Source organism: Nocardioides jishulii (assembly GCF_006007965.1).
Classification (GTDB): domain Bacteria; phylum Actinomycetota; class Actinomycetes; order Propionibacteriales; family Nocardioidaceae; genus Nocardioides; species Nocardioides jishulii.
The window spans coordinates 2,386,537-2,413,199 of the sequence record NZ_CP040748.1; the positions used below are offsets into that span (position 1 = coordinate 2,386,537).

A 26,663-nucleotide genomic window follows, 5' to 3' on the forward strand; every position below is an offset into this window, starting at 1 on the left:
CCATCGGGCTCTCGCCCCGACGGCATCGTCAGCTGACGAAGCGCTCCAGCACCTCGACGAAGACGTCGGGCCGCTCGGAGTGCACCCAGTGCCCGGCATTCTTGATGGTCACCCGCCGCACCCGCGGGAAGAGCGCCTCCATGGCCGGGGCGTACTCCTCCTTGACGTAGTGGGAGTCGGCGCCGGCGATCCAGAGCACAGGGCCTTCGTACGGCTCCACGCCCTCGGTCCACTCGTCCGGCCACCCGCCGATGTCGGCGAGGTGCTTGCGCAGGGCATCGAGGTTGGCGACCCACGCCCACCGTCCGTCGGCGTCGCGACGCAGGTTCTGCAGCAGGAAGCCACGGACGCCACGCGAGGGCACGGCCTCCTGCAACGCCGCATCAGCCTGGTCCCGGCGCTCGAGCTGGCCGAGGTCAATCGCCTTCATTGCGTCGATGTAGCCGGAGAACTCGCCCAGGTGGCGGTAGGTCACCGGCGAGATGTCGACGACGACGAGCCGCTCGACCACCTCCGGGTGACGCAGCGCCGTCAGCATCGCCACCTTGCCACCCATCGAGTGGCCCACCAGCGCGACGGGCCCCAAGGGCCTGAGCTGGTCAGCCAGCCGGTCGGCGTCCTCGACGAGGTCGACCTGCTCGGTCCACGGCGACTGGCCGTGGTTGGGGAGGTCGACCAGGAGCACTCGGTGGTCCTGGGCGAACTGCTTGCCGATCTGGGTCCAGTTGCGTCCCTGGCCGAAGAGCCCGTGGCAGAAGACGAGCGGACTGCCCTTCTCCCCCAGCTGCACGGTGTGCAGGGGGGCGGCGACTGCCGTCACTCGCCGAACCCGCCGAAGCCGTCGAATCCGTCGAACATGCCGCCCATGCCGCCGTCGTCGGCTGCGTCGCCGATCCCCTCGCCGCCTCCGTCGCCGAAGCCGTCGAACCCTCCGAAGCCACCGGAGAAGAGCGCGCCCATGAACATCCACTGCATCGGGGCGAACGCCCCGTAGTAGCCCGCGGCGTACGGCTCGTAGGCGCGGCCACCCTGCCAGTAGGGCACGCGCTGGGGGCCGACCATGACCTGGCGGACGTCGGGCTCGGCACCGGCGCGTACCCGCTCCGCGTCCAGGGCGCACGCGGGGACGTCGCGGCTGGCGCCACCCGGGGGCGCCCAGGTCACCTCGGCCACCGAGAGCCCGTGGCGGGGGTCGAAGAAGCACGGCGGGCGGCGGGTCGGCAACGGCTCACCGTCCACCCGGGCACGGACGCAGGCCATGGCGTAGCGACCGTCCTCCAGGATCTCGGTGACGTGCCGCACCTCGTCGGGGCTGCTCAGGCGACCTGCGGCGACCTTCGCGGCTTCGTACGCGTCGAGCGCCCTCTGGTAGTCGGCGGTGGCGCCAGCGTCGAGCGAGTGCGCCGCGACATCGGCGTCCAGCCCCTGGAGCTCCACGCCCAGAGCCGTCACGTCCTCCTCGACGAGCGTACGGACGGGAGCCAGCTCGGCCTCGGCGCGGGCGGCGGCCCGCTCGCTCGAACGGGAGGCGAAGTAGGTGGCCCCGCCGACAGCGGCAGCGACGATGACCAGCAGCACCAGCAGAGCTTCCATGGATCCAGCCTAGTCAAGGTCGACAATCAACTAACCAGCGCGCATGGAGGAGGCCGCAGTCTCCCCCGAGAACCACGGCCCCCACACGCACCGCGCTGGCCGGCCCGTCCCCCGATCGGGCCGCCTGCGCGAGCATGGTCACCACCCTCCTGCACGGGAGTACCTCCGCACATCGGTAGTCCTACCCATTTCGGCAGGCGCGTTTCGTGGTCGTCCCCGTCGCGGGACGATAGATTGCTGGAGTGTTCTCTCGGTGCACGGGCCGCGAGCGGGCCCTCGACGGGCTGGTCGACGTTCTGTCGACCGCTCGTTGGGTGACGGTCACCGGGCCGCACGGCTGCGGGAAGACGCTACTGGTGCGTCACGCCACGCGCGACCTGGACGCGCTCTGGGTCGACGCGGTCGGGCTGGGCACTGCTGACGAGGTGCTGGCCGCGTGCGTCGACGCCCTCGACCTCGACCGCGCTCCCGGAGACTCCCTCCTGGGTTCGCTGCGGCGCGGCCTGGACGACTCCGGCGTCCTGCTCGTGGTCGACGGGCTGGAGATGGACGACGGGTCATTGGGGCCGGTCTTCCAGGAGATCGTCGAGGCCACCACGCAGGCACGCATGGTCGTGACCTCCACCTCGCAGGCTGGCCAGCCCCGTGAGCGGGTGGTCCGTGTCGGGCCGCTCCCCGTCCCGGGGAAGGTCGGCCCCCTGGCGGGGCCGTCGCTGGAGGTCTTCGTCGAACGCGTCAGGGCCGCCGGTGGCCAGGTCGACCTCGTCGCCCACGAGGACGAGGTGCGCCGGCTCCTCCGTGCGACCGGAGGACTGCCCCTGCTCATCGAGCAGGTCGCCGTGCAGTGCGCACTCCTGGGCGTCACGGGGGTCGCGCCCCAGGCGACGTTGATCGAGGCGTTCCGCGGTTCCTACGACGTGCTCCCACCCGACGCCCAGCACTGCCTGCGGCGGCTCGCCCACCTCGACTCCCACGCCAGCATCGACGTGCTGGCGGCGGTCTGCGGCATCGACCTCGCCCAGGCACGCGACCTGGCGGCCCAGCTCGTGCGGCGCAACCTGCTCGAGGTCCACGCCGACGGGCGGTTCGCCCTCCTGGCCCCTGTCCGCGACTTCGTCCTGAGCCGGGCGGAGGAGGGCGACCGCCGCGACAGCCTCGCCGGACTCCACCGCTGGGCAGACGCCGTCGCCCCCGCCGAGGACAACGTCGGGGCGGCGGACGCCGTCTGGCTGACGGACTTCCCCGCGATGCGAGCCGCAGTCCTGACCGCGTGCGCCGATCCGGCCACCCGCGACCTCGGCTACTCGCTCGCCAACAGGATCTTCTCCTCCCTCTACACCTGCATGCGCGCCCGCGACGCCGTGGAGGTGCTCGAGGCTGCCCTGCGCAGCGGCGACGGCCCGGCCGCGATCGGCGCGCAGCTGGCCCGCCGGGCAGGGATCGCCGCCTCGGAGGTGCGGGGCACGTACGAAGGTCTGTGGCTGCTGGACCGGGCCGACGAGCACGCGCAGCAGGCACCCGACCCCACCCTGGAGCTGGCCCGCACGGCCGCGATCCGCGCCGAGATGCACCTCGACGCCGGCGACTTCAGCCGAGCGGAGGCCGAGGCCTGGCGCGCGCTCGACCTGGACGCCCGCGGCCACGGCGCGAACCGTCAGGCCATGCGTACGCTCGTCGACATCCACGTCTCGCGCGCGGAGTTCCCTGCCGCCTCCTCGCTGGCCAACCAGGTGATCCGCTCCCAGGGTGGGGAGAGCGAGCTGTGGATCAGCCTCTCGACGCGCGTGCTGATGGGACGCACCGCGCTGGAGCAGGGGCGGTTGGCCGAGGCGCAGGCCTTCGCCCGGACAGCCGCGGAGGAGTCGCGCCAGCTCGCCGAGGACCGGATCCGGCTGCTCGCCGAGACCCTCCTGCGCCAGATCGACCCGTCAGCCCCGATCACGACCACCGAGCGCACCGCGCTGCCCTGGTCGGTCCGCCTCCCGGTGCTGCTCCAGGACGCCCGTGACCTGCTGGAGAGCGGTGACGCGGCCAAGGCGAAGTGGTTGGCCGCCGACGTGGTCGCGCTGGCGGACAGCTCGCAGCTCGGTCGTGACGCCGTCGACGCACGGCTGATCCTGGCCTTCTCCCTCCTCGAGCTCGGCGACCTCACCCAGGCCGCCCAGACCTTCCGGACGGTACTCGAGCAGGCGGTGGCGATGCCCATGCCGCTGCGGGTCGCCGACGTCCTCGACGGCATGGCGCTGGTCGCCCAGGCCCAGGACCAGCGGGACGGGCGTACGCTCGCCAGCGCCGCCGCCGCGGTGCGCGAGCACCACAACGCCGCCCCGTGGGGCCTGCTCGCGGCACGCCGTCCGCTCTGCGCCCGGGTCGTGCCCCCGGGCTGGCTGGACGCCGGCCACCTGACCCCGCTCGGGCTGCGGTACGCGAAGGTGGCGCACCACCAGGCCGATGCCGAGGACACGGTGCTCGAGGCGCTCACCCGTGCCGAGCGCGAGATCGCCGACCGGGTGGCCGACGGGCTCACGAGTCGCCAGATCGCCGAGGAGCTCTTCGTCTCCCCCAGGACCGTCGACAGCCACCTGACGAACATCTACCGCAAGCTCGACATCAACAGCCGCGCACGCCTCGCTGCCATGGTGGCCGACACCCGCTGAAGCGCGTGAGGGCCCCGGACGGTGGAAGTCCCGCTCCGGGGGCCGCTGGGGCTCCCGGAGCGGGACGACGGTGGGGACTCAGGCGTAGTCGTGGAAGCCGCGCTTGGTCTTGCGACCCAGGCGACCTTCCGCGACGACCTGCTCCAGCATCGCGGCGGGAGCGAACCCGTCGTGCTTGAACTCGGCGTGCAGCTCCTTCTGGATGGCGAGTGAGACGTCGTTGCCCACGACGTCGAGGAGCTCGAACGGTCCGAGCGGCAGGTTGACGTGCTCCTTGACGGCCGCGTCGACGGTCTCCATGTCGGCCCGGCCGGACTCCACGGCCTTGACCGAGTCGTTGAGGTAGGGGAACAGCAGCGCGTTGACGATGAAGCCGGCGCGGTCTCCGCAGGAGACGGCCACCTTGCCGAGCTGGCCGCACAGCGCACGCGTGGTCTCGTCGACCTCGGACGAGGTGGCCTCGGTCGTGACCACCTCGACCAGCTTCATGACCGGGGCGGGGTTGAAGAAGTGCATGCCGATGACCCACTCCGGACGCGACGTGGTCCGGGCAAGGGTGGTGATCGGGAGCGACGAGGTGGTGGTGGCGAGGATCGCGCCCTGCTTGCAGATGCGGTCCAGGTCGGAGAAGAGCTCCGTCTTCACCGCGAGGTCCTCGGCGATCGCCTCGACGACCAGGTCGACGTCGGCGAGCGCCTCGCGCCCCGTGACGCCGGTGAGCCGACCGAGCACCTCGGACTTGGCCTCCTCGGTGCTCCGGCCCTTCGCGATCGCTCGGTCCAGCGACTTGGCGATGCCGGCGACGACGCCGTCGAGCTTCTCCTGGCTGCGGCCGACGAAGACCACGTCGAAGCCCGCCTTGGCGAAGACCTCGACGATGCCAGCAGCCATCGTGCCGGTGCCCACGACGCCGACGCTGCTGATCTCGTGGCGCAGCTGCGGCTCCGCCACGGCCTCGCCCTCGTCAGCGGCGGCCAGCGTGGTCGCCCCGGCCTGGACACGCTGCTCGAGGAGAGGAGCCGGCTTGTGCAGCTCGTCGCCGGTGGCGGCGTACTGGGCGGCCAGGAGATCCCGAGCCCTCTCCAGACCGAGCTCCTCGACCGCGGTCAGCGGGCCCACGGGATAGCCGCAGCCGAAGCGCATGGCGGCGTCGATGTCCTCGCGCGAGGCGTAGCCCTCGGCGTACATGCGGATCGCGTGGTTCAGGTACGGCAGGACCAGGTCGTGGGTCAGCTGCTCGGTGCCGGCTGCGGTCTCAGTCATGCACGCACCATGCCAGCATTACCCGGCGGTAACAAGGGGCGGAGAAACCATATATACGAGACGCACGCCACAATCGGCTGCGCGGCCGGATGCCGCGCCTGGGCCCGCTACGGGTAGATTGCTCGCCCGTGAGACTCGTCGTTGCCACGTGCCAGATCGACTACGCCGGACGCCTGTCGGCGCACCTCCCGATGGCCACCCGCGTCCTGATGCTGAAGTCGGACGGGTCGGTCCTCGTGCACAGCGACGGCGGCTCCTACAAGCCGCTCAACTGGATGTCACCGCCCTGCGTCCTGCGCGAGGGCACGTCCGACGACGGGCGCCCCGAGTGGACCGTGACCTCGAAGACCGACGACACCCTGCGCATCCTGATCGACGAGATCCACCACGACTCCTCGCACGACCTCGGCATCGACCCGGGGCTGCAGAAGGACGGCGTCGAGAAGCACCTCCAGGAGCTGCTGGCCGAGCACCCGGCCACCATCGCCGACGGCCTGACCCTCGTACGCCGCGAGTTCCCCACCGCCATCGGTCCCGTCGACCTGATGTGTCGCGACGCCTCCGGGCTCTCGGTGGCCGTCGAGATCAAGCGACGCGGCGAGATCGACGGGGTCGAGCAGCTCACCCGCTACCTGGAGCTCCTGAACCGCGACCCCCTGCTCACCACGAAGGGACCGGTACGCGGCATCTTCGCCGCCCAGCTCATCAAGCCGCAGGCACGGGTGCTGGCCGAGGACCGCGGGATCCAGTGCAAGGTCGTCGACTACGACGCGCTGCGCGGGATGGACGACGCGGAGCACCGACTCTTCTGAGCACGACACAGGGCACCGGCCAGGCCGGTGCCCTGTGTCGTTGTGTGGGTGAGAGGTCAGCGGATCGGGGCCGCCAGCGGCAGCGAGCGGTCGACCAGCTCCTTCACCTTCGAGCCGCACGTGGAGACCACTGCGGCGTCGGTGCACCAGTACGCAGCGGTGCGGGTGTTGGTGGCGAGGTCACGCGCCCACGACGAGCCGAAGTCACGCAGCCGCGCGGTCTGGGTGGAGTTCGGCGAGCACAGGGCGCCGGCGGTGCCGATGAAGTCGGTGTCCTCCCCCTCGACGTCGGTGTGGCAGCTGCCGCCGGTCGGCACACCCAGCACGTAGGACTTCCAGACCAGCTGGATGCCGACGTACGGGTTGGCGAGGTCCCGCAGGGCACCGAACGAGTTGTTGGCCAGGTTGGTGACGCTCGGGCGAGCGGCCACGGAGAGCACCGGACGCGTACCGCCCGCGGAGATGGCGGCCAGGTCCGCGCTGAATCCCTCGGCCGCGACGGGGTCGAAGAGGATCGCGCCGGCCAGCCGCTGGGGCGCGGTGCGCGAGAGGGCCGCGCCCACGGCACCGGCGAAGTGGCCACCTGCGGAGTGTCCGCCGACGATGATTCGCTGGGGCAGGGCGCGTCCGGGCGGGGTGATCGTCCCGGCGGTCAGGGCAGCAGCGAGGTCGCGACCCAGTACGGGGTTGCCCGCGGTCATGTCACCGTTGACGCAGAGCACCATCACCCCCTTCTCGGCCACGGCCTTCGAGGTGCCGCGCAGGTTGCCGCAGCCACGGGAGAAGCCATGGTTGAGGACCATGAGGGCGCTGGCGGTGCCCTGCGGCAGGTACCAGTCGGTGCTGTACGTCGAGCCGGCGATCGTGCGCTGGGTGTTCACGCACGTGCTGCTCGAGGAGCTGTAGTTCTTGCAGGCCTGGTCGGCTGCCTGGGCTGCCGGGGCCATCGGCACCAAGGCTGCCACCACGGCTGCAGCCGCCCCCGCGATGGCCGCCACTGACTTCTTCACGCTGGAACTGATCACTCGAACGCTCCCTGCTCTCCCCGTTCCGGATGGTGAAGCGAAAGGTAACGAGGCAGGTGACGACGTCCAGAGAGAATCTCAGGAACGCGGCGAGCGTTACCGGATCGAGTCCGGCGTTCCGCACCGCGGAACCCGAGAGGCCCTGGGGAGGGGAAACTGTTCCGCCACCCGGAACGGTGGCGGCTGACCGTTCCGGTCAGGCGGCCTTGTGCTTCTTCTTGCGCGAAGGGTCAGGCAGGTCGGCGACCTTGACCAGCGTGCGCTTGTGGACGGTGTAGCCGTCGGGGAGCGTGCCTTCCTTCAGCATGCGCAGGGGGCAGCGGCCACAGCGAGTCTTCGACTCGCAGCACTTCTTCTTGGGGAGCTTGGCGACGTCGCCCTTGCTCTTCTTCCCCTTGCCCATGTCCGTCACCGTAGCACGGCGTAAGGGTTGCCTAACCTGATTTCCCGGAGCCCGGATGACCGGCAGGGCCGGCGCTCAGCCAGCCCTGCCGCGTACGCGGATCAGTCGAGCCCGTTGGCGGCGCGGATCACGTCGACGACACCGTCCATGATCTCGGTCAGCCCGAAGTCCTTCGGCGTGTAGACCGCCGCGACTCCCTGCTCCACCAGCGCCTTGCCGTCCGAGTCAGGGATGATTCCGCCGACGATGACGGGGACGTCCTCGAGCCCGGCCTCCCGCAGCCCCTGGAGGACAGCGGGCACGAGCTCCATGTGGGAGCCGGAGAGGATCGAGAGGCCCACGCAGTGGACGTCCTCGGCGGCGGCAGCGGCGACGATCTGCTCCGGGGTCAGTCGGATGCCCTGGTAGATGACCTCGAAGCCGGCGTCGCGCGCTCGCACGGCCACCTGCTCGGCACCGTTGCTGTGGCCGTCGAGACCCGGCTTCCCGACGAGGAAGCGGAGACGGCCACCGAGCTCCTCCCCGGTCGCCTTCACACGCTCCCGGACCCGGGTGAGAGCTTCGCCGGCGTCAGCTGCACCCACCGAGCCCGAGACGCCGGTGGGCGCACGGAACTCGCCGAAGACGCCGCGCAGGGTGCCGGCCCACTCCCCCGTCGTCACCCCGGCCCGCGCCGCGGCGAGCGTGGCCTCCATGAGGTTCACGTCGGTCTTGGCGTCGGCGGCGAGACGCTCCAGCGCCTGGTCGACGGCGACCTGGTCACGCTGGGCCTTCCACGCCTCGAGGCCGGCCAGGGCGGACTTCTCGGCCTCCGGGTCCGCGGACTGGATCGCCGCGTCCAGGTCAGCGGTCAGCGGGGACGGCTCGGTGGACTCGAACTTGTTGACGCCGACGACGATCTCCTCGCCGGCCTCGATGCGGGCCCGGCGCGTCGCGTGGGCGGTGACGAGCTCGGACTTCATGTAGCCCGACTCGACCGCCGCGACGGCGCCGCCCATGGCCTGCACCTTGTCCATCTCGGCGCGAGCGGCCTCGACGAGCTCAGCGACCTTCTTCTCGACGACGTGGCTGCCGTCGAAGATGTCCGCGTACTCGAGCAGGTCGGACTCGTAGGCGAGCACCTGCTGGAGACGCAGCGACCACTGCTGGTCCCACGGGCGGGGCAGGCCGAGGGCCTCGTTCCAGGCGGGGAGCTGCACGGCACGGGCACGGGCGTTCTTGGAGAGGGTGACACCGAGCATCTCCAGCACGATGCGCTGCACGTTGTTCTCCGGCTGCGCTTCGGTGAGACCGAGCGAGTTGACCTGCACGCCGTAGCGGAAGCGGCGCATCTTCGGGTCCTGGACACCGTAGCGCTCGCGGGTGATCTCGTCCCACAGCTGGACGAACGCACGCATCTTGCACATCTCCTCGACGAAGCGGACGCCCGCGTTGACGAAGAAGGAGATGCGACCGACGACCTTCTCGAAGTCGTCGTCGGAGACCTGACCCGACGCCTTCACGCGGTCGAGCACCGCGATGGCGGTGGAGAGGGCGTACGCGAGCTCCTGCGCGGGCGTCGCTCCGGCCTCCTGCAGGTGGTAGCTGCAGATGTTGATCGGGTTCCACTTGGGGATCTGGTTGATCGTGTAGGCGATCATGTCGGCGGTCAGCCGCAGCGAGTGCTCGGGGCCGAAGACGTAGGTACCTCGCGAGAGGTACTCCTTGATGATGTCGTTCTGGGTCGTGCCAGCGAGCTGGGCAGCCACGTCGGCCGGGTCGAGGTCGGGGTTCTGCTCCTCGGCGGTGACCTGGTAGAGCGCCAGCAGCCACATGGCCGGAGCGTTGATCGTCATCGAGGTGTTCATCTCCGTCAGCGGGATGTCCTCGAAGAGACGTCGCATCTCGCCCAGGTGCGGCACCGGGACCCCGACCTTCCCGACCTCGCCGCGGCTCAGGGGCGAGTCCGGGTCGTAGCCAGTCTGGGTCGGCAGGTCGAACGCGACCGAGAGTCCGGTCTGCCCCTTGGCGAGGTTGTTGCGGTAGAGCGCGTTGGACGCGGCGGCCGTCGAGTGGCCGGCGTAGGTGCGCATCACCCACGGGCGGTCCTTGGCGGGCTGGGGCTCAGTCATGTGCAGATGCTATGCCGAGGCGGACGGACCGGGAACGAGGTCTCGGAGTGGGATATGCCACTTCGGGCACCGACGTGCGCCGACCTGTCACACGAGCGAGTCACGCAGCCGGGCAGACGGGTCACGCGGAGGCTGCGACACGCTCGACCTCCACGATCCTGGCAAGGCGCGAGAGGTGGAGCATCCGCCGCACGGAGGGACCGCACCCGCGAAGGCGCAGGTGCTCGCCCCGACGCGAGGCATGGTGGGTGGCCACGGCGAGGACGCGCAGGGCCGTGACGTCGACCGTGCGCACCTCGGAGAGGTCGACCACGACGTCCCCCTGCTGGGCGAACGTGTCATAGATGGCGTCGCGCACTGCGCCGGTGCTCCGGACGTCGAAGTCCCCCACCAGTCGCAGCGTGCTCCCGTTCGAGTAGATCTCCATGCCACTCAACTCCTTTTCCGGTGCCCGACCACCGGTTCCGGAGGCGTCCCCCGACGCCCCCAGTCGATCCGTCACCCCACCCCGTCGTGTGGTGCTCTCGACCTCTATGACGTCGTTCGTATCCCAAAGAGTTGCCCGAACCAAACATATATTCGGTACGGCGAGACGCACGCCCCGATTATCGGACGCGACTCCACGTAACCCGTCGGTAAAGAACTCTGCGCGCCCGGGCGACGCGGCTCGCCGACGCAAGGGGCCCATGTGACTGGTGCGACTGCCGCTGGCGCGCCTGTCCTCGTACGACCGCACCGGTCGCGACCGGGCCTCCCCCGCTACCCTCGGAGCCATGGTCAACCTCACCCGCATCTACACCCGCACCGGCGACGCCGGCAGGACCCGACTCGGCGACATGAGCGAGACGGCCAAGACCGACCTTCGCCTCGCCGCGTACGCCGACGTCGACGAGGCCAACGCGGCCATCGGCGTGGCCCTGGCGTGTGGTGGCCTCGAAGGACGCATCGACAAGGTGCTCACCCGCATCCAGAACGACCTCTTCGACGTGGGCGCTGACTTCTGCACCCCCGTGGTCCCCGACCCCGAGTACCCCCCGCTGCGCATCGAGCAGGAGTACGTCGACCGGCTCGAGGCGTGGTGCGACGAGTACAACGAAGAGCTGCCCAACCTGCGCTCGTTCATCCTCAACGGCGGGACCCCCGGCGCAGCCCACCTCCACGTCGCCCGCACGGTCGTACGCCGCGCAGAACGCTCCGCGTGGGCCGCGTGGGCCGAGCACGAGGCCACGATGAACATGCTGGCCATCACCTACCTGAACCGGCTCTCGGACCTGCTCTTCATCCTCGCCAGGATCGCCAACCGCGAGAACGGCGACGTGCTGTGGGTGCCGGGAGGCGAGCGCGACTGAGCGCGACCGCTCCCGGTCAGCGCAGGGGCTTGGCGTCCCAGTTGGTCCCGGGAGGGCCGGACTCCAGCCACGACTGGAACCCCATGAGGGAGGACTCGCTCATGGCGAGCTCGACGTCGCCGTTCGGCGTCTGGCAGACGACGACGACGTGCCCGGCGTAGAGGGAACCCTCCTCGGGCCCCTCGGGCTCACGCCTCGCCACGTAAGCGATCTCGTCACGGTTCCACACGCGCATGGGGCGCGGCGACAGCGAGAAGATCCGGAACCACTCCAGCGACTCGCCGGTGTAGCGGCCCACCCCCAGCACCCACCCTCGGCCCGGACGCTGGTCACGCACCCGGTGGCTGAGCTCGAAGGTCGCTCCGTCGCGCGAGATGGTGCGGCGACGCACGACGAGCCAGACGGCAACCACGACGAGGACGAGCAGGAGAAGGACCAGCAGGACGCCCAGGGCGTCCAGTGCGCCGAGCCACCCGTCGTGCATCCGTCCTCCTCCTAGGGCTCCGTGTTGGCACCGATGGAACCATGCTGCTGCGCACGAGTGTGCACCGGCCCTCAAATGCAGCAGGGTGAGCACCCGGTCACCCGGAGTGCTCACCCTGTGTGAAGCTGCTTCTCAGACGCTCACGAAGCCCGCTCGACGGCGCGGACACGAGCCTCCGCGCGACGAACTGCCTCGTCGGCCGCGTCATCGTTCTCGCCGGCTGCCTTGGCACGCTCGAGCTCGCGACGCGCCTTCTCCAGGTCGATCTCGTGCGACATCTCCGCACGCTCCGACAGGATCGACACGCGGTCGTTGGAGACCGACAGGAAACCGGCGTCGACCGCCGCGATCCAGGTCTCACCCTCAGCGGTCTGGATGTCGACGACACCCTCGATGATGACCGACAGGACCGGGGTGTGACCGGGCAGGACACCCATGTCACCCTCGGTGGTCCTGGCGATGACCATCCTCGCCTCCCCCGACCACACGAGGCGGTCGGCGGCGACGAGCTCCACCTGCAGCGTGCCAGCCATCAGAGGTTCTTCTGGATCTCGGCCCACTTGGCCTCGACGTCGTCGAGCCCGCCGCACATGAAGAAGGCCTGCTCGGCGACGTGGTCGTACTCACCGCTGGCGATCTTGTTGAACGCCTCGATGGTGTCGGCCAGCGGAACGGTCGAACCCTCGATGCCGGTGAACTGCTTGGCGACGTAGGTGTTCTGCGAGAGGAAGCGCTGGATGCGACGAGCGCGGTGAACGATCGTCTTGTCCTCCTCCGACAGCTCGTCGACGCCGAGGATGGCGATGATGTCCTGGAGCTCCTTGTTGCGCTGCAGGATCTGCTTCACGCGGATCGCGCAGTCGTAGTGCGCCTGACCGATGTACTGCGGGTCGAGGATGCGCGACGTCGACGTGAGCGGGTCCACGGCCGGGTAGATACCCAGCGAGGCGATGTCACGCGAGAGCTCCGTGGTGGCGTCCAGGTGCGCGAACGTCGTGGCGGGAGCCGGGTCGGTGTAGTCGTCAGCGGGGACGTAGATCGCCTGCATCGACGTGATCGAGTGACCACGCGTCGAGGTGATGCGCTCCTGGAGCTGACCCATCTCGTCGGCCAGGTTCGGCTGGTAACCCACGGCGGACGGCATGCGGCCGAGCAGCGTGGAGACCTCGGAACCGGCCTGCGTGAAGCGGAAGATGTTGTCGACGAAGAGGAGGACGTCCTGCTTCTGCACGTCACGGAAGTACTCCGCCATGGTCAGCGCGGAGAGGGCGACGCGCAGGCGGGTGCCCGGCGGCTCGTCCATCTGGCCGAAGACGAGGGCGACCTTGTCGAAGACGCCGGCCTCCTGCATCTCGACGATCAGGTCGTTGCCCTCACGGGTGCGCTCACCGACACCGGCGAACACCGACACACCACCGTGGTTCTTCGCCACGCGGGCGATCATCTCCTGGATGAGGACGGTCTTGCCGACGCCCGCACCACCGAAGAGGCCGATCTTTCCACCGGTCACGTAGGGGGTCAGGAGGTCGATGACCTTGATCCCGGTCTCGAACATCTGGGTCTTGGACTCCAGCTGGTCGAAGGCCGGAGCCTTGCGGTGGATGCCCCACCGCTCCTTGACGTCGAGCGTCTCGCCCTCTTCGAGGTTGAGGCACTCGCCGATGACGTTGAACACGCGGCCGAGGGTGGCGTCGCCGACCGGGACGCTGATCGAGGTGCCGGTGTCGCGCACCTGGGCACCGCGGACCATGCCGTCGGTCGAGCGCATCGAGATGGCACGAACCATGCCGTCACCGATGTGCTGGGAAACCTCGAGAACGATCGTCTCGGTCTCGCCGTTCAGCTCACGGTCGATCTCGAGGGCGTTGTAGATGGCCGGCATCGCGTCGGTCGGGAACTCGATGTCCACAACCGCGCCGATGACGCGGGAAATGCGTCCGACCCCACCGGCAGCGCCGGCAGTCTGGGTCTCTTCAACAGTGGCAGTCATTTCTCTCACTCACTCCCGGCGTTCGCGTCGGCAAGGGCATTGACGCCACCGACGATCTCGCTGATTTCCTGGGTAATGCCAGCCTGGCGAGCCTGGTTGGCGATTCGCTTGTACTTCTTGATGAGCTCGTCCGCGTTGTCCGTCGCGGACTTCATCGCCTTCTGGCGGGCAGCGAGCTCGGAAGCGGCTGCCTGCAGCAGGGCGAAGAAGATGCGGCTCTGGACGTACTTCGGAAGCAGTGCGTCGAGGACCTCGCTGGGCGAGGGCTCGAACTCGTAGAGCGGGAGGAGCTCGCCCTCGGCCGGAGCCTCGGTGCCCTCCACGACCTCAAGGGGCAGCAGGCGCACGGCCTGCGGCTCCTGCGACAGCATCGAGCGGAAGCGCGTGAAGACCACGTGCACCTCGTCGACACCCGTCTCGTCATCAGCCAGGAAGGCGTCGATCAGCGTCTCACCGATCTCAGCGGCCACGTCGTACGTGGGCTGGTCGGAGAAGCCGGTCCACGACCTGACCACGGCGCGATCACGGAACTTGAAGTAGGCCTCCGCCTTGCGTCCGGTGACGTAGAGGTCGACCTGCTTGCCCTCCTCCTTGAGCTTCTCGATGAGGCGCTCGGCCTCCTTGAGAGCGTTGGTGGAGTAGGCACCCGCCAGGCCACGGTCGCTGGTCACGACCAGGACCGCGGCACGGTTGGAGTCCGTGGGCTCGGTGGTCAGCGGGTGGTCCACGTTGGAGAACGTGGCCACCGCCGACACCGCTCGCGTCAGCTCACGGGCGTACGGCGCTGCCGCCTGTGCCCGCTGCTGCGCCTTGATGATGCGAGACGCAGCAATGAGCTCCATGGCGCGCGTGATCTTCTTCATCGACTCCGTCGACTTGATCCGCGCGCGGTACTCACGCAGCGATACGGCCATCGTCAGCCCCGCTTCTGCTTGACGATCTGCTCCTGCTCGACGTCCTCGTCCTCGAGGGCGACGTGGTCCTCACGGCCAGCCTTGATCGAGTGACCGTCCGAGGTCTCGAACTGGTCGAGGAAGGAGTCGTACGCCTTCACCAGGTCAGCCTCGGTGGCGTCCTCGAACTTCTGCGAGTCGCGGATGGCGGAGAGGATGCCGGCGTGCGAGCGACGCAGGAAGTCGAGGAACTCGGCCTCGAAGCGCAGCACGTCGTCGGTGGGGACGGCGTCCAGGCGGCCGGTGGTACCGGTCCACAGCGAGACGGTCATCTCCTCGACCGGGTAGGGCGAGTACTGCGGCTGCTTGAGCAGGGCCATCAGCTTCTGGCCACGGTCGAGCTGCTGACGCGACGCGGCGTCGAGGTCCGAGGCGAACATCGCGAACGCCTCCATGGCGCGGAACTGCGCCAGGTCGACCTTGAGCGAACCGGTGACGGCCTTGACGGCCTTCGTCATCGCGGCACCACCGACACGCGACACCGAGACACCCACGTCGATGGCGGGGCGCTGGTTGGCGGCGAACAGGTCGGACTGCAGGAAGATCTGTCCGTCGGTGATCGAGATGACGTTGGTCGGGATGAACGCCGAGACGTCGTTGGCCTTGGTCTCGATGATCGGGAGACCCGTCATCGAGCCAGCACCCATGTCGTCGGAGAGCTTCGCGCAACGCTCGAGCAGGCGGGAGTGCAGGTAGAAGACGTCACCCGGGTAGGCCTCGCGGCCCGGCGGGCGGCGCAGCAGCAGCGACACGGAGCGGTACGCTTCGGCCTGCTTGGTCAGGTCGTCGAACACGATGAGGACGTGCTTGCCGTCGTACATCCAGTGCTGGCCGATGGCCGAACCGGTGTAGGGCGCCAGGTACTTGAAGCCAGCCGAGTCGGACGCCGGGGAGGCGACGATGGTGGTGTACTCCAGGGCGCCGGCCTCGGCGAGGGCGCCACGCACGGAGGCGATGGTCGAGCCCTTCTGGCCGATGGCGACGTAGATGCAGCGGACCTGCTTGGCCGGGTCGCCCGACTCCCAGTTCTGCTTCTGGTTGATGATCGTGTCGATGGCGATGGTGGTCTTGCCGGTCGCACGGTCACCGATGATCAGCTGACGCTGACCCCGGCCGATCGGCGTCATGGCGTCGATGGCCTTGATGCCGGTGGCCAGCGGCTCGTGCACCGACTTGCGCTGCATCACGGTGGGAGCCTGGAGCTCCAGCGGGCGGCGGCCGTCGGTGGCGATCTCGCCGAGACCGTCGATCGGGGTGCCCAGCGGGTCGACCACGCGACCGAGGTAGCCCTCGCCCACGGGGACCGAGAGGATCTCGCCGGTGCGGCGCACGACCTGGCCCTCTTCGATCTTGTCGAAGTCACCCAGGACGACGACACCGATCTCGCGGGTGTCGAGGTTCAGGGCGATGCCCAGCGTGCCGTCCTCGAACTCGAGCAGCTCGTTAGCCATGGCGGACGGGAGTCCGGTGACACGGGCGATGCCGTCCGCGGCCTCGGCAACGGTGCCGACCTCTTCGCGGCTGGCAGTCTCGGGCTTGTAGTCCGACACGAAGCGCTGCAACGCGTCCCGGATCTCCTCCGGACGGATCGAAAGCTCCGTCATTTCCTCATCCTTACTTTCGTGTGCTCGAAGTTCTTGTGGGTTGACCCTGCTGAGCGGAGCTCAGACGGCCAGCTTGCGGCGTACGCCGTCGAGGCGGTTCGCGACGGTGCCGTCGATGACCTCGTGGCCGATCTCGACCTTGACGCCGCCGATGACGGCGGGGTCGATCACGACGTTGGCCTGGATCTCACGGTCGTACTCGCGTCCCAGGGCCGCAGTGATGCGGTCCAGGTCGGCGTCCGAGAGAGGCTTGGCGACGGTGACCGTCGCGACGGTCCTGCCGTTCGCCGCAGCGGCGGTCTGCTGGTAGCTGTCGAGCGCGACCGAGACCGTACGGTGCGTACCGGTCAGGGCCTGGTCGACCAGGGCGATGGTGGCGGGCAGGGTCTTGCCGGCGAGCAGACCGTGGACGAGCTCGCGCTTGTCCTTGGTGGAGCGGGCCGGGTCGGACAACGCCGAACGAAGGTCCGGGTTGGCCTGGAAGACCTGACCCACGGTGAACAGCTCGGCGGAGAGACGCGTGGCGTCGTCACCGGAGGACTTGACCGTGGCGACCACCCCCAGCTCCTCGAGGGCCCGAGGGAGGTCGCGCGGGAGGGTCCAACGGCGGACCACGGCGTCACCGAGCAAAGCGACGACGGGCGCCGACACCTTGCCGGTGAAGAGCTCCTTGACAAGGCCGGCCTTCGCCGCCGCGTCGACCGACACGTCGGTCGCGATTCGGCGAAGGGCCGGCTCGTCGCGAAGCACCTCAGCCACCGAGAACAGGTCAGCACCGACCTGTGCAGCGTCGTCGGCCTGATCCAGCGTGCCGTCGATGGCACGGGTCAGAGCGTCGAACGCCTCGGCAGAAGCACCACGGAAGTTCATCAGTTGGCGCCTTCCAGCTCGGCCAGGAAACGCTCGACGACACGGCTCGAACGAGCGTCGTCGTCGAGGCTCTCGCCGACGATGGAACCGGCCAGACCGGCGGCCAGGCCACCGACCTCGGCACGGAGCGAGGTGATCGCCTGCTGGCGCTCCGCCTCGATCTGGGCCTTGCCGGTCTCCAGGATGCGGTTGGCCTCCGCGGTGGCCTGCTCGCGCATCTCGACGACGATCGCGGCACCCTGCTCACGCGCTTCCTCGCGGATGCGAGCAGCCTCGTGACGGGCCTCGGAGAGCTGGCGGTCGAGCTCGGCGAGCTTGGCGTCGGCCTCGGCCTGCTTCGTCTCCGCAGCGGCCAGACCACCTTCGATGGCAGCCGTGCGCTCAGCGTACGTCTGCTCGAAGGCAGGCACGATGAACTTCTTCACCAGGATCACGAGGATCGTGAAGAAGAGCGCCGCGAGGAGGATCTCGATCGGGTGCGGGATGAGGGGGTTGAGTCCCTCGTCGCCCGCGGCCCGGATGACCTCAGTCTGCATGGGCAGGTCCTTCAGTTCGGATCAGTCGGATGTGGCAGCGTGACAGCGTCAGGCGCCGAGCACGAAGGCCAGGGCGATGCCGATGATGGCGAGCGCCTCGGCGAGGGCGAAGCCCAGGATCGCGATGGGCTGGAGGCGACCCTGCGACTCCGGCTGGCGAGCCACACCGTTGATGTAGGCCGCGAAGATCAGGCCGACGGCGAGGCCGGGGCCGATCGTCGCGACACCGTAACCGAGCATGTTGAGAGAGCCTTCCACGGCTTCTTCCTTTCGTAGTTCCCAAGGGCCTGGGAATGGGTGGTGTTCGGTTGGTTCAAGCAGGTCCGGTCAAGCCGGACCAGGTCTGTGGATCAGTGCTCGTCGGCGATGGCGCCGGCGATGTACATGGCGGTCAGCAGGACGAAGACGTAGGCCTGCAGGAACATGACCAGCATCTCGAGGACGCAGATCAGCATGAACATCACGAAGGAGACGAGGCCGGCGCCGATGTAGACGCCACCCATCTCGGCGATGAGGTACTCGCCACCGAGCGCGAAGAGCAGCAGCAGGATGTGACCCGCGAACATGTTGGCGAAGAGACGCAGCGCCAGCGTGACCGGACGGACCACGATGTTGGAGAAGAACTCCAGCGGGATCAGCAGGGCCAGGACGGGGCCGTGCACGCCTGCCGGCACGGTCTGGTGCTTCAGGTAGCCGATGAAGCCGTGCTTGGTGATGCCGACCCAGTTGTAGACGGCCCAGGCGATGATCGCGAGGGCGTACGCCACGCCGGAGCGTGACGTCGACGGCAGCTGGACCATGGGGATCAGCCCGAAGTAGTTGTTGACCAGGATGAAGAAGAACATCGAGACCAGGAACGGCACGAACCGCATGAAGTCGTGGCTGCCGATGTTGTCCCGGGCCAGGCTGTTACGCACCATGCCGTAGCCGGCCTCACCCATGTACTGCAGCTTCCCGGGGACCATGGCTCGCTTGCGCGAGGCGTAGTAGAAGAAGGCGAAGATCAGGACGACCGAGAGGGCCAGCTGAATCATCGGCTTCGTCACGCCCAGGTACATCGTCTGCCCGAGGAACTCGAACGTCGGGGCGGTCTCCTGGGTGTAGCCGACCGGGGGGAGGTTGAAGTCGCCCGGACCAGGAGGGGTGAACCCCTCGGTCGGAATCGCGGTCATCGCGATCGCACTCACGCTGTCTCCTGTGTCTGCCGCACTGTCAGGTCTTGTTCTCGTCGCTGTTCTCGTCGCTCGGCGGTGGCGTCACACTGAACGCCTTGTGGGTCATGTAGATGCCCAGCCCCGCTCCCGCGACGATGCCGATGGCCACCATGAAGTTGGTGCCCCACCACTGGTCGAGGCCCCATCCCGCCAGTCCGTAGACCGCCACGCCGGAGACCAGGTATCCGAACGCGCTCCAGGGGTCCTGGCGCGGCTTGTCGGACGGGGGTTCCTCGGCGCGACCGTGGGGTGAGTTCTTCTTGGCCATCGCGGGGCCGAGAATAGCAGTCCCGGATCCTCATCCCTCACTCACCTCCCGGGCTTGGGACTCCGAGGAGCGCGGGAGGTCGTACAGCGGGATGCGGGCACGGCTGGAGAGCCAGATCTGGGCGGCACTCCAGGTCATGCTGGCGATCACGACGCCCACGATGAGCCACACGGCGTCGGCCGCGCCGTCGCCGGAGCCGTCGAGCGCACCCGACCGGACGAGGAGCAGGAAGAAGGCGCCCATCAGCACGATCTGGAGCACGTAGGTCATCAGGGCGACCAGGAGCGACAGGGACGGCACGGCCCGCGCGGCAACGTGCACCACGTAGGTGCCGAAGGCCATCACCACCACCACCGGGAAGGCCCCAGCGGCGGCACCAGCCGCCGCGTCCGAGCCGCCGAGGAGGGCCCCCAGACCCGTCACGACGACGGCCACGCCCAGCGCCAGTGCCGTCACCCCAGCGAGGACACGCGCTCCCGGGTCACGGGGGCGTTCAGTCGACTCGGTCGTCATGGGGGCGGCCGTTCTGTGCAGGTCAGCGGGCGGTACGACGCCGGGGCGTCGCGCTCGTGAAAACTATCACAAAGTCGGTGCGGCGTCGGAATCCTCGGGCTCCCCCGGCAGGGGCGCACCCATGAGGTGGGGCGTGGGCATGCGTGGGAGCAGGAAGGTGAGGGCGATCACCAACGCCGTGGCGAGGACCATGACGACTGCGATCACCACGCCGCTGTAGAGGCTCACCAGGACGGCACCGAAGCTGATCAGCGCGGCCCACAACCACATGATGAAGACGGCACGCCGCTGGGAGTGCCCGATCTCCAGGAGCCGGTGGTGCAGGTGTTCCTTGTCGGGGGCGAAGGGCGAGCGACCGGCACGCGTGCGTCGTACGACGGCGAGCAGCAGGTCGGTCATCGGGACGATGAGCAGCGAGACGGGGAGCAGGAGCGGCAGCAGGACCGCCCACCCCGGACTGCTGCCCTCGGCGCCGAAGCTGATCTCGGAGCCGTCGAACTGTCCGGTGAGGGTCAGGGCGCTGGCCGACATGACGAGGCCGATCAGCATCGACCCCGAGTCACCCATGAAGAGCCTGGCCGGATGGAAGTTGTGCGGCAGGAACCCGGCGCAGGCACCCGCGAGCGCGGCACTGAGCAGGGCGCCGGTCGTCGCCAGCGTGACGCCGTTGAAGTCGGAGAGCTGGTAGCAGAAGAGGAAGAAGGCCGCGGCTCCGATGCCGACGACCCCGGAGGCGAGCCCGTCCAGTCCGTCGACCATGTTGACCGCGTTGACGGTCGTCACCACCAGCAGGACGGTCAGCAGGGCGCCCTCCTCGTTGGTCAGGATGAACTGCGAGTCCGCTCCGCCGGGGAAGAAGTAGAACTTCACCTCGAAGACGACCAGGAGACCGGCCGCGAGCACCTGTCCCCCGAGCTTCGTCAACGCGTTGATGTCGAAGATGTCGTCGAGCACCCCGACCGCGCAGATGAGCGCCCCGGCGATGAGCACGGAGCCGGCGTCACGGAAGACGAAGGGATCGCTCTGCGAGAGGAACGGCAGGTGCTGCGCCACGACGTACGCCGCGACGAGGCCCCCGAGCATGGCCACGCCACCCAGGTAGGGGATCGGTTCGGCGTGGACGTCGCGGTCGCGCACCGCCGCCACCGCACCGGTGCGGATCGCCAGCTCCCGCGCGATGACGGTCAGCAGGTAGGTGGTGGCCGCCGCGACGAGGAAGACCAGGAGGAACTCACGCATCAGGCCTGACCGTCGCCCTCGGCCTCTCCAGCGTCAGCAACAGGTCCAGCGTCAGCAACGGGTCCAGCGTCAGCGGCCGACTCGGCGTCGTCGAAGACGCCCTCGCCCGTCAGCGCCACCCCGAGCGGCTCGAGCACGGCGCGCAGCTGCTCCTGCGAGACGGCACCCATCCGCAGGACGCGGCACTCGTCGCCGGTGAGGTCGACGATCGTGGAGGGCACCATGCCAGGGGCGAGTCCGGCGTCGACGAAGACGGCGACGCTGTCACCGAGCATCTCCACGGCCTCGTCGACGTTGAGCGCCGCAGCGTCACCGGTGGTGTTCGCGGAGCTGACGGCCAGCGGGCCGGTCCGCTCGAGCACCGCGAGGGCGACCTCGTGGTCGGGCATGCGGACCGCGACCGTTCCGCGGGTCTCCCCCAGGTCCCACTTCAGGGAGGACTGCTGGTGGCACACGATCGTCAGCGGCCCGGGCCAGAACTCGGCCACGAGGGCCCGTCCCCACTCAGGGAGGTCGGTCGCCAGCGCGTCGAGGGTGACCGCGCTGCTGACCAGGACGGGCGGCGGCATGTCGCGGCCACGTCCCTTGGCGGCGAGCAACGCCTGCACGGCCTGGGGCTCGAAGGCGTCGGCCGCCAGGCCGTAGACGGTGTCAGTCGGGATGACGACGAGCTCGCCGCGATTCACGGCCAGGCTCGCTGCCTCGACGGCGGCATCACGCTCGGTCTCGGTGGTGGTGCTCAGTCGCATGGTGCTCATCGTGCCAGCCTCGCCGTCAGGAAGCGCGCGCGACCAGCCAAATCTTTGTGGTCCCGCACGTCGCTCCACCGTCCGGTGGCGACGAACACGCCCGGAGCGCTCTCCCCCTGCACGTCGGCGTGCTCGGCCCCGAGGACCCCGCCGGTGCGCAGCAGGCGCGCGCCGCGCTCCTCCAGGACGCGCATTGCCTCGAGCCCGTCCTCCCCGGAGAAGAGAGCCAGGTGCGGGTCGTGGTCGCGTGCCTCCACGGCGACCGACTCCCACGCCTCCAGCGGGATGTAGGGCGGGTTGCACACCAGGACGTCGACCGTCCCGGCCAGGTCGTCGAACGCGTGCGCCATGTCACCGCGTCGGAGGTCGACGCCGGTGCCGGCCAGGTTGCGCTCCGCCCAGGCGTGGGCGTGGGGGTCCATCTCGACGGCGTGCACCCGCGCGCCCGGGACCTCGTCTGCGACGGCCTTGGCGATCGCTCCTGACCCGGTGCACAGGTCGACCACGACGGGCTCCTCGATTCCCGCGCAGGACTCGATGGCCCAGCCGGCGAGGAGCTCGGTCTCGGGCCGGGGGACGAAGACGCCGGGACCGACGGCCAGCTCGACGTGGCGGAACCACGCGCGGCCCGTCAGGTGCTGCAACGGGATCCGCTGCGCCCTGCGCTCCACCAGGGCCTCGATCGCCGCGGCGTCTGCCTCGCTGACGTCGTCGACCAGGTCGAGGCGGCCCAGTCCGACCCCCAGGACGTGGGAGACCAAGAGGCTCACGTCGGCCTCCGGAGAGGCGACGCCGGCGTCGTCCAGCCGCGCCGCCCAGGCGCGACGACGTGTCTGCAGGGACACGGCTCAGTCCTCCAGCTCGGCCAGTCGGGCCTCGAGGTCGGCTGCGACGCAGGAGTCGATGACCGGCCCCAGGTCGCCGTCGAGGACCTGGTCGAGGTTGTAGGACTTGTAGCCCGTGCGGTGGTCGGAGATCCGGTTCTCGGGGTAGTTGTAGGTGCGGATCCGCTCCGACCTGTCGACCGTACGCACCTGGGATCGGCGCGCCTCGGAGGCCTCGGCGTCCGCGGCGTCCTGGGCCGCGGTGAGCAGCCGGGCCCGCAGGATGCGCATCGCCTGCTCCTTGTTCTGGAGCTGCGACTTCTCGTTCTGGCAGCTGACCACGATCCCTGTGGGGAGATGGGTGATCCGGACAGCTGAGTCGGTGGTGTTGACGCTCTGCCCGCCGGGGCCGGAGCTGCGGAACACGTCGATGCGCAGGTCGTTGTCGTCCACCGACACGTCGACCTGCTCGGCCTCGGGCATCACCAGGACGCCGGCTGCGGAGGTGTGCACGCGGCCCTGCGACTCGGTCACGGGGACCCGCTGCACGCGGTGCACGCCGCCCTCGAACTTGAGCAGGGCGTACGGCGCTCCCCCGGGCTCCACGGTGCCGCGCGCCTTCACGGCGACGGTGACCGACTTGAAGCCGCCGAGGTCGGAGACGTTGGAGTCGAGGATCTCCACCGACCACCCGGCGCGCTCGGCGTAGCGGGTGTACATGCGCAGGAGGTCGGCAGCGAAGAGCGCCGACTCCTCGCCGCCCTCCCCCGACTTGATCTCGAGCAGGGCGTCCTTGCGGTCGGCGGGGTCGCGCGGGACGAGGAGGTGTCGCAACCGCTCCTCGGCGACGGGGATGCGCGCCGCGAGGGCCTCCGCCTCCTCGGCGAAGTCGGGGTCGTCGGAGGCCAGCTCACGGGCGGCGGTCAGGTCGTCCTGGAGACCGGTCCACTCGCGCCACGCGACGATCACGGCCGACAGCTCGGCGTAGCGCTGGTTGAGCTGCTTGGCGAGCCGCTGGTCGGCGTGCGTCTCCGGGGCGGCCAGACGCTGCTCGAGATCGGCGTGCTCGGCGACCATGCCTTCGACGGCCTCGAACAAGGTTCAACTCCTGCTGTGACGAGCGACCCGAGGCGCGGCGTACGCCCCGGGGAAATGACCGACGCCGGCCACCCACCGAAGTGGGGACCGGCGTCGACGAGGCACTTACTTCTTGCCGTACCGGGCCTCGAAGCGGGCCACGCGGCCGCCGGTGTCGAGGATCTTCTGCTTGCCGGTGTAGAACGGGTGGCAGTTCGAGCAGACGTCGGCGTGGAGCTTGCCGGACGGCGCCGTGCTGCGGGTGGTGAACGAGGCGCCGCAGGTGCAGGTGACCGCGGTCTCCACGTACTCGGGGTGAATGTTCTTCTGCATGTCTTCCTCTCCTGGTCGCCGGGTCGCGCGTGCCTGGTGCAACGCGCGTGAGCCGGTACCAAGGATCGATTCTGCCACTGTGGTGGTCGGAGCCAGAAATCCGGACCGCACCGGGGCGGTCGACGGGTTCAGCGGTTGAGCAGCGTCTCGACGCGAGCGGCGAGCTCACGAGGGCTGAACGGCTTCGTGATGTAGTCGTCGGCGCCGGAGTCGAAGCCGGTCTCACGGTCGGACTCCTGCGCCCGCGCCGTCAGCAGGATGATGGGCAGGTCGGCGAGGCCGGGCTCCTCCCGGATGATCCGCACGGCCTCCAGCCCGGACATGCCGGGCATCATCACGTCGAGGACGGCCAGGTCCGGACGACGCCGGCGTGCCTCCTCGACGGCAGAGGTGCCGTCGGCCACCGCCACGACCTCGTGCCCGAGGGTGGAGAGCTTGAACTCGACCAGTTCGCGGATGTCCACGTCGTCGTCGGCAACGAGGATGTGCGCCATGAGTGTGAGTGACCCCTTCATCGTGGTGACGTGCCGTGAGCCTAGGTGCAGCGGGGCACTCCGGAGAGCGATTGAGGGAAGCGGGAGCCGTGAGGCTCCCGCTTTCCCCCAATTCAGGTACTGATCTGAGGCAGACCGAGGTCAGCCCTTGAGCAGAGCCTCAGGAGTGGACTGCTGGACCCGGTTGAGGAACTCGACGTTGTTCTGCGTCTTCCCCATCCGAGCGAGCACGGCCTCCAGCGCAACCAACGGTTCCACGTCCATCAGCGCCGTACGCAGCTTGAGCAGGATCTGCTGCTCCTGCTCGCCGAGCAGGTGCTCCTCGCGGCGGGTGGACGAGGCCACCACGTCGACCGGCGGGAAGATCCGCCGGCGGGCGAGCTCGCCGCGCAGCACCAGCTCCATGTTGGCCGTGCCGGCGAACTCCTCGAAGATCGCGTCGTCGGAGGACGACCCGGTCTCGACGATGGCCGTGGCCAAGATCGTCAGGGAGCCGCCGTCCTCGACGTTGCGGGCAGCCCCGAAGAGCTGCTTGGCGGGGTGCAGCGCCGCGGCGTCCACTCCCCCGTGCACGACCTTGCCGCTGGCCGGCGCGACCGTCTGGTAGGCGCGACCGAGGCTGGTCAGCGAGTCCATCAGCACCACCACGTCGTGCCCCAGCTCGACCAGGCGCTTGGCCCGCTCGACCGCGAGCTCGGCAATCAGGATGTGGTCACCGGCCGGGCGGTCGAACGTGGAGGCGATGACCTCACCCCGGATCGAGCGCTGGTAGTCGGTCACCTCCTCGGGCCGCTCGTCGATGAGCACGACCATGAGGTGGCACTCAGGGTTGTTGCGGCTCACCGAGCTCGCGATGGCCCCGACCACCTCGGTCTTGCCGGAGCGCGGCGGCGCGACGACCAGGCCGCGCTGGCCCTTGCCGATCGGCGCGGCGACGTCGACCACCCGACCGAGGAGGTTGGTGTCGTCGGTCTCCAGCCGGAGCCGCTCCTCCGGGTGGATCGGGGTGAACTCGCTGAACTCCGGGCGCTCCTTGGCGTTCTCGGGGTCCATCCCGTTGACGGAGTCGATGCGAACCATCGGGTTGAACTTCTCCCGACGCTCGCCCTCACGCGGGTGGCGGACCTGACCGACGAGGGCGTCTCCGCGACGCAGTCCGTACTTGCGGACCATCGAGAGCGACAGGTAGACGTCGTCGGGCCCCGGCAGGTAGCCGCTGGTGCGGACGAAGGCGTAGTTGTCGAGCACGTCGAGGATGCCCGCCGCCGGGACGAGCACGTCGTCCTCGAGGATCGTCGTGTCCGGCTCGGCGCGGCCCGGACGCCCGGTGCTGCGCTCGCGGCCCCGGCGACGGCGGCTGCGACGGCCCGTGCCGTCGTCGTCGTAGTCGTCGTCGTCGCGGTTCTGGTTCTGGTCCTGCTTGCCCTGCTGCTGACCCTTGGCCGGGCTCTGGCCGCCCTGGTCCTGCTTGCCCTGGTTCTGGTCCTGCTGGCCGGACCTGTCCTGGCCCTTGTCCTGGGTGCGCTCCTGGCTGCGGTCCTGACCCTTGCCCTGCTTGCCCGACTTGTCCTTCTTGGGCTGGTCCTGCTTCGCCTGGTCCTGCTTCGGCTGGTCCTGCTTCGGCTGGTCCTGCTTGGCCTGCTGCCCCTTGGCCGACTGGTCGGCCTTCTGGGCACGGGGCTGGTCACCCTGCTGGTCCTGCTGCTGACCCTGGCGGCTGCGCTCGCGCCGTCGCTCCCCACCCTGCGAGGGCTGCGCGCCGGCCTCGGCGGTCGCCTCGGCAGCGGCCTCCGGGGCTGCGTCACCCTGCGGCGACACCGACGCGTCGGCGGCACTGCGGGAGGCACGCGTGGCGCGCTCACCCCGCGTACGCTGCGTGGTGCGCACGGCCGGAGCCTGCGCCCCCTCGCCAGCGGCGGCGTCCGGCGACGTCTCCGGCTGGGCACTCCTCTGGGCGTGCGCGTCCTGGGTCGCCTTGATGGCCTCGATCAGCTGCGCCTTCTTCATGGAGGCGGCACCCTGGATGCCGATCCCCTGCGCGACTGCCTTCAGGTCGGCCAGCAGCATGGAGTTGATGCTGGTGGCCTTCTTCTTCGGCGCAGCAGCGCCGGTTTCGCCTGTCTCGCTCACGTGAGCCCTTCCCACGTTCGGTGCTGGCTCGAGGAGGCCAGCACGACTCTTGAACTTGCTCGCTTCGGCGGGCTGCTAACGCCCTGGATCCTGGCGAGAAGGTCACCCTCGATGGCAGACGCCAGAGTCGGGTGGATGCGCCGAGTGGCGCGTCGCCCACGCTACCACCAGG

Annotated in this window: 28 protein-coding genes; 3 read left to right on the forward strand and 25 right to left on the reverse strand. The window is 69.4% G+C overall.

All coding sequences use genetic code 11. From position 1 onward, the window contains the following. Positions 1–28: 28 nt before the first annotated feature. The gene (locus tag FCL41_RS11270) at positions 29–820 is read right to left on the reverse strand and encodes an alpha/beta fold hydrolase (RefSeq protein WP_137067003.1); all 792 of its coding nucleotides are present in this window, start codon (positions 818–820) and stop codon (positions 29–31) included. After that, positions 817–1,593: a hypothetical protein gene (locus tag FCL41_RS11275; protein WP_137067004.1), complete on the reverse strand. Its 777-nt coding sequence runs from the start codon at positions 1,591–1,593 to the stop codon at positions 817–819. The genes FCL41_RS11270 and FCL41_RS11275 overlap by 4 nt, the downstream gene beginning before the upstream one ends. A 356-nt stretch (positions 1,594–1,949) precedes the next feature. Here FCL41_RS11275 and FCL41_RS11280 point away from each other — a divergent pair, with 356 nt between their 5' ends. Then, positions 1,950–4,250 carry a LuxR family transcriptional regulator gene (locus FCL41_RS11280; protein WP_138868061.1) on the forward strand — a complete coding sequence of 767 codons (2,301 nt, stop codon included), beginning with the start codon at positions 1,950–1,952 and terminating at the stop codon, positions 4,248–4,250. A gap of 78 nt (positions 4,251–4,328) precedes the next feature. Here FCL41_RS11280 and FCL41_RS11285 read toward each other — a convergent pair whose 3' ends face one another. After that, a complete protein-coding gene (locus tag FCL41_RS11285) occupies positions 4,329–5,513 on the reverse strand; it encodes a 3-hydroxyacyl-CoA dehydrogenase NAD-binding domain-containing protein (protein WP_137067006.1) in 1,185 nt (394 codons plus the stop codon). 128 nt (positions 5,514–5,641) lie between these two features. Here FCL41_RS11285 and nucS point away from each other — a divergent pair, with 128 nt between their 5' ends. Beyond that, positions 5,642–6,325: an endonuclease NucS gene (gene nucS, locus FCL41_RS11290; RefSeq protein WP_175422350.1), complete on the forward strand. Its 684-nt coding sequence runs from the start codon at positions 5,642–5,644 to the stop codon at positions 6,323–6,325. A 56-nt stretch (positions 6,326–6,381) separates the two neighbouring features. On the opposite strand, the gene FCL41_RS11295 is transcribed toward nucS, so the two are convergent. From FCL41_RS11295 to FCL41_RS11310, 4 genes are all read right to left on the reverse strand, one after another. After that, entirely contained in the window at positions 6,382–7,335 is a 954-nt protein-coding gene (locus tag FCL41_RS11295) for an alpha/beta hydrolase fold domain-containing protein (RefSeq protein WP_137067008.1), read from the reverse strand. Between the two features lie 211 nt (positions 7,336–7,546). Beyond that, positions 7,547–7,753 carry a hypothetical protein gene (locus tag FCL41_RS11300; protein WP_137067009.1) on the reverse strand — a complete coding sequence of 69 codons (207 nt, stop codon included), beginning with the start codon at positions 7,751–7,753 and terminating at the stop codon, positions 7,547–7,549. A 101-nt stretch (positions 7,754–7,854) separates the two neighbouring features. Continuing rightward, complete coding sequence (locus tag FCL41_RS11305; protein WP_137067010.1) at positions 7,855–9,864, reverse strand: protein meaA; 2,010 nt, start codon at positions 9,862–9,864, stop codon at positions 7,855–7,857. A 121-nt stretch (positions 9,865–9,985) separates the two neighbouring features. Continuing rightward, a complete protein-coding gene (locus FCL41_RS11310) occupies positions 9,986–10,291 on the reverse strand; it encodes an STAS domain-containing protein (protein WP_137067011.1) in 306 nt (101 codons plus the stop codon). Between the two features lie 346 nt (positions 10,292–10,637). Here FCL41_RS11310 and FCL41_RS11315 point away from each other — a divergent pair, with 346 nt between their 5' ends. After that, a complete protein-coding gene (locus FCL41_RS11315) occupies positions 10,638–11,213 on the forward strand; it encodes a cob(I)yrinic acid a,c-diamide adenosyltransferase (RefSeq protein ID WP_137067254.1) in 576 nt (191 codons plus the stop codon). 16 nt (positions 11,214–11,229) lie between these two features. Here FCL41_RS11315 and FCL41_RS11320 read toward each other — a convergent pair whose 3' ends face one another. The 18 genes from FCL41_RS11320 to rho all read right to left on the reverse strand — a co-directional run bounded on the left by FCL41_RS11320 (position 11,230) and on the right by rho (position 26,491). Next, positions 11,230–11,697 carry a DUF2550 domain-containing protein gene (locus tag FCL41_RS11320; protein ID WP_170970332.1) on the reverse strand — a complete coding sequence of 156 codons (468 nt, stop codon included), beginning with the start codon at positions 11,695–11,697 and terminating at the stop codon, positions 11,230–11,232. 140 nt (positions 11,698–11,837) lie between these two features. Then, the gene (locus FCL41_RS11325) at positions 11,838–12,230 is read right to left on the reverse strand and encodes a F0F1 ATP synthase subunit epsilon (RefSeq protein WP_137067012.1); all 393 of its coding nucleotides are present in this window, start codon (positions 12,228–12,230) and stop codon (positions 11,838–11,840) included. Further along, positions 12,230–13,687 carry a F0F1 ATP synthase subunit beta gene (gene atpD / locus FCL41_RS11330; RefSeq protein ID WP_137067013.1) on the reverse strand — a complete coding sequence of 486 codons (1,458 nt, stop codon included), beginning with the start codon at positions 13,685–13,687 and terminating at the stop codon, positions 12,230–12,232. Before atpD ends, FCL41_RS11325 begins: the two co-directional genes overlap by 1 nt. A gap of 5 nt (positions 13,688–13,692) precedes the next feature. Further along, a complete protein-coding gene (locus tag FCL41_RS11335) occupies positions 13,693–14,601 on the reverse strand; it encodes a F0F1 ATP synthase subunit gamma (RefSeq protein WP_137067014.1) in 909 nt (302 codons plus the stop codon). 2 nt (positions 14,602–14,603) lie between these two features. Beyond that, positions 14,604–16,244 (reverse strand): F0F1 ATP synthase subunit alpha, encoded by a 1,641-nt coding sequence (gene atpA / locus FCL41_RS11340; RefSeq protein WP_137067015.1) that lies wholly within the window; start codon positions 16,242–16,244, stop codon positions 14,604–14,606. A gap of 60 nt (positions 16,245–16,304) precedes the next feature. Then, complete coding sequence (locus FCL41_RS11345; RefSeq protein ID WP_137067016.1) at positions 16,305–17,114, reverse strand: F0F1 ATP synthase subunit delta; 810 nt, start codon at positions 17,112–17,114, stop codon at positions 16,305–16,307. Beyond that, entirely contained in the window at positions 17,114–17,650 is a 537-nt protein-coding gene (locus tag FCL41_RS11350) for a F0F1 ATP synthase subunit B (RefSeq protein ID WP_137067017.1), read from the reverse strand. The genes FCL41_RS11345 and FCL41_RS11350 overlap by 1 nt, the downstream gene beginning before the upstream one ends. Positions 17,651–17,698: 48 nt before the next feature. Beyond that, positions 17,699–17,908, reverse strand: a complete 210-nt coding sequence (locus FCL41_RS11355; protein ID WP_275106499.1) for an ATP synthase F0 subunit C — start codon at positions 17,906–17,908, stop codon at positions 17,699–17,701. A gap of 92 nt (positions 17,909–18,000) precedes the next feature. Next, positions 18,001–18,837: a F0F1 ATP synthase subunit A gene (gene atpB, locus FCL41_RS11360; protein WP_239021625.1), complete on the reverse strand. Its 837-nt coding sequence runs from the start codon at positions 18,835–18,837 to the stop codon at positions 18,001–18,003. 25 nt (positions 18,838–18,862) lie between these two features. Further along, on the reverse strand, positions 18,863–19,132 hold the full coding sequence (locus FCL41_RS11365; protein ID WP_137067018.1) for an AtpZ/AtpI family protein: 270 nt from the start codon (positions 19,130–19,132) through the stop codon (positions 18,863–18,865). Positions 19,133–19,162: 30 nt separating this feature from the next. Continuing rightward, a complete protein-coding gene (locus tag FCL41_RS11370) occupies positions 19,163–19,588 on the reverse strand; it encodes a hypothetical protein (protein ID WP_137067019.1) in 426 nt (141 codons plus the stop codon). Between the two features lie 123 nt (positions 19,589–19,711). After that, positions 19,712–20,884: an MraY family glycosyltransferase gene (locus FCL41_RS11375; protein WP_137067020.1), complete on the reverse strand. Its 1,173-nt coding sequence runs from the start codon at positions 20,882–20,884 to the stop codon at positions 19,712–19,714. Further along, positions 20,884–21,642: an L-threonylcarbamoyladenylate synthase gene (locus tag FCL41_RS11380; protein WP_137067021.1), complete on the reverse strand. Its 759-nt coding sequence runs from the start codon at positions 21,640–21,642 to the stop codon at positions 20,884–20,886. The genes FCL41_RS11375 and FCL41_RS11380 overlap by 1 nt, the downstream gene beginning before the upstream one ends. Next, positions 21,639–22,478 carry a peptide chain release factor N(5)-glutamine methyltransferase gene (prmC, locus tag FCL41_RS11385; protein ID WP_212723195.1) on the reverse strand — a complete coding sequence of 280 codons (840 nt, stop codon included), beginning with the start codon at positions 22,476–22,478 and terminating at the stop codon, positions 21,639–21,641. Before prmC ends, FCL41_RS11380 begins: the two co-directional genes overlap by 4 nt. A gap of 3 nt (positions 22,479–22,481) precedes the next feature. Beyond that, positions 22,482–23,555, reverse strand: coding sequence for a peptide chain release factor 1 (prfA, locus tag FCL41_RS11390; RefSeq protein ID WP_137067022.1), 1,074 nt, complete (start codon positions 23,553–23,555; stop codon positions 22,482–22,484). 105 nt (positions 23,556–23,660) lie between these two features. Then, on the reverse strand, positions 23,661–23,867 hold the full coding sequence (rpmE, locus tag FCL41_RS11395) for a 50S ribosomal protein L31 (RefSeq protein ID WP_137067023.1): 207 nt from the start codon (positions 23,865–23,867) through the stop codon (positions 23,661–23,663). 128 nt (positions 23,868–23,995) lie between these two features. After that, entirely contained in the window at positions 23,996–24,361 is a 366-nt protein-coding gene (locus FCL41_RS11400; RefSeq protein ID WP_137067024.1) for a response regulator transcription factor, read from the reverse strand. 141 nt (positions 24,362–24,502) lie between these two features. Continuing rightward, positions 24,503–26,491, reverse strand: a complete 1,989-nt coding sequence (gene rho / locus FCL41_RS11405; protein ID WP_137067025.1) for a transcription termination factor Rho — start codon at positions 26,489–26,491, stop codon at positions 24,503–24,505. Between the last annotated feature and the right edge of the window lie 172 nt (positions 26,492–26,663).

Excerpts from the sequence above, each read along its gene's own strand:
- FCL41_RS11275 (WP_137067004.1), bottom strand. The coding sequence starts at position 1,593 with ATGGAAGCTCTGCTGGTGCTGCTGGTCATCGTCGCTGCCGCTGTCGGC.
- FCL41_RS11335 (WP_137067014.1), bottom strand. The coding sequence starts at position 14,601 with ATGGCCGTATCGCTGCGTGAGTACCGCGCGCGGATCAAGTCGACGGAG.
- FCL41_RS11365 (WP_137067018.1), bottom strand. The coding sequence starts at position 19,132 with ATGGCCAAGAAGAACTCACCCCACGGTCGCGCCGAGGAACCCCCGTCC.
- FCL41_RS11310 (WP_137067011.1), bottom strand. The coding sequence starts at position 10,291 with ATGGAGATCTACTCGAACGGGAGCACGCTGCGACTGGTGGGGGACTTC.
- FCL41_RS11350 (WP_137067017.1), bottom strand. The coding sequence starts at position 17,650 with ATGCAGACTGAGGTCATCCGGGCCGCGGGCGACGAGGGACTCAACCCC.
- rpmE (WP_137067023.1), bottom strand. The coding sequence starts at position 23,867 with ATGCAGAAGAACATTCACCCCGAGTACGTGGAGACCGCGGTCACCTGC.
- FCL41_RS11315 (WP_137067254.1), top strand. The coding sequence starts at position 10,638 with ATGGTCAACCTCACCCGCATCTACACCCGCACCGGCGACGCCGGCAGG.
- atpA (WP_137067015.1), bottom strand. The coding sequence starts at position 16,244 with ATGACGGAGCTTTCGATCCGTCCGGAGGAGATCCGGGACGCGTTGCAG.
- atpD (WP_137067013.1), bottom strand. The coding sequence starts at position 13,687 with ATGACTGCCACTGTTGAAGAGACCCAGACTGCCGGCGCTGCCGGTGGG.
- FCL41_RS11325 (WP_137067012.1), bottom strand. The coding sequence starts at position 12,230 with ATGGCTGGCACGCTGCAGGTGGAGCTCGTCGCCGCCGACCGCCTCGTG.
- FCL41_RS11300 (WP_137067009.1), bottom strand. The coding sequence starts at position 7,753 with ATGGGCAAGGGGAAGAAGAGCAAGGGCGACGTCGCCAAGCTCCCCAAG.
- FCL41_RS11380 (WP_137067021.1), bottom strand. The coding sequence starts at position 21,642 with ATGAGCACCATGCGACTGAGCACCACCACCGAGACCGAGCGTGATGCC.
- FCL41_RS11345 (WP_137067016.1), bottom strand. The coding sequence starts at position 17,114 with ATGAACTTCCGTGGTGCTTCTGCCGAGGCGTTCGACGCTCTGACCCGT.
- FCL41_RS11320 (WP_170970332.1), bottom strand. The coding sequence starts at position 11,697 with ATGCACGACGGGTGGCTCGGCGCACTGGACGCCCTGGGCGTCCTGCTG.
- FCL41_RS11285 (WP_137067006.1), bottom strand. The coding sequence starts at position 5,513 with ATGACTGAGACCGCAGCCGGCACCGAGCAGCTGACCCACGACCTGGTC.
- FCL41_RS11400 (WP_137067024.1), bottom strand. The coding sequence starts at position 24,361 with ATGGCGCACATCCTCGTTGCCGACGACGACGTGGACATCCGCGAACTG.
- FCL41_RS11305 (WP_137067010.1), bottom strand. The coding sequence starts at position 9,864 with ATGACTGAGCCCCAGCCCGCCAAGGACCGCCCGTGGGTGATGCGCACC.
- FCL41_RS11375 (WP_137067020.1), bottom strand. The coding sequence starts at position 20,884 with ATGCGTGAGTTCCTCCTGGTCTTCCTCGTCGCGGCGGCCACCACCTAC.